This window comes from Aurantimonas sp. C2-5-R2 (genome assembly GCF_036549495.1).
GTDB lineage: Bacteria > Pseudomonadota > Alphaproteobacteria > Rhizobiales > Rhizobiaceae > Aurantimonas > Aurantimonas coralicida_A.
Genome location: NZ_JAZHLJ010000246.1, coordinates 1 through 1,067, shown reverse-complemented (window position 1 = coordinate 1,067; position 1,067 = coordinate 1). Strand labels below are relative to the sequence as shown.

Genomic DNA, 1,067 nt, shown 5'->3' with positions numbered 1-1,067 from the left:
TCCTCAGTGGAATCGGCACCCCGAGCCTAACGGCTCGAGGCGGGCAACGCCGCCCACTTCAGAGTTTCAACAGAGACCGGGACATTCCCGAGAATAGAATTAGAGAGGGATTCAGTCCGGTTATCGGACTCACGTTTCATCAAGCCTTTCGCGATGCTGACAAGGGCTTTCCCAAGCGGACTATCGCCGGCGTCGAGCTGCGTCCGCTCATTGAGGGGCAGGGACTGGCGGTAGGTGTCGATTTGCTCGCTCCATGCCTGCTGATCCTGCCCATGATCCTCGGGCGGAGGAGGGGCCTTGCCGAACCGGCCAAGGAACTGCCTGGCCTTTTCCGGCAGGGACAGGCGATAGGCATTGCTCGCCTGCTGCACTTGGGGGCCACGCCCCTCCTTCCCGGTCGGCTCGTAGCGCCGCAGCCAGTCGATGAAGCCATGCGCCCGCAGGTTCTTCAGCGCCCGCACGATCGCATCCCGAGAACGGCCCAGGCGGTCCATGATCGTGGTGATAGCTGGCTCCAGGCGGCCGGTGCGAAAGTCGATCAGATTGACGAACAGCCGCAGCACGTCCAGCGCCACCGATCCGAGCGGACCGCTGCGCTCACCCTTCTCCTGCAAACCGGCTTCGTTGTAGATCTCGGCCGCCTTCAGGATCGCTTGCACGTCCTTGCGCGTCGTCGGCCGTCATATGCGGCCCTCCGATCGCCCCTTGAAATGGCTGCGCCGGCGAATCGGCGTCGGGCATCGGGCGGCCGGAGGAGGGAAGACCAGGCCAAGCACTGTCTGTTCCGATCCCTGCCACGCCGCCCGGCGCTCATGGGCGAGCGTGGAGAGCTGGCCCGCGTCTTCCTCGGAGAGCTGGCCGGCGTTGTAGTGTGTCCAGACCTCCCGCATGAGGTCATCAAGCGCGTGTCTACGCGCGCAGCCGATCGCGGCCGCGAACTGCGTCCTCAACATCGTCCTTCGTCCTTCCGTTAGGGAGGGGAATGTCCCGGTCTCTGTTGAAACTCTGAAGTGGGCGGCGTTGCCCGCCTTGAGCCGTTAGGCTCGGGGTGCCGATTCCACTGAGGA

At 64.4% G+C, this 1,067-nt stretch carries 2 protein-coding genes; both read right to left on the bottom strand.

What is annotated here, in order from left to right; all coding sequences use genetic code 11:
• Positions 1-26: 26 nt before the first annotated feature.
• Positions 27-659: a helix-turn-helix domain-containing protein gene (locus tag VQ044_RS25305; RefSeq protein WP_327650418.1), complete on the bottom strand. Its 633-nt coding sequence runs from the start codon at positions 657-659 to the stop codon at positions 27-29.
• A 21-nt stretch (positions 660-680) separates the two neighbouring features.
• Entirely contained in the window at positions 681-953 is a 273-nt protein-coding gene (locus tag VQ044_RS25300) for a hypothetical protein (RefSeq protein WP_327650419.1), read from the bottom strand.
• Between the last annotated feature and the right edge of the window lie 114 nt (positions 954-1,067).

What these genes read in the sequence shown, in the direction of transcription:
- VQ044_RS25300 (WP_327650419.1), bottom strand. Translation starts at nt 953, where the DNA reads ATGTTGAGGACGCAGTTCGCGGCCGCGATCGGCTGCGCGCGTAGACAC.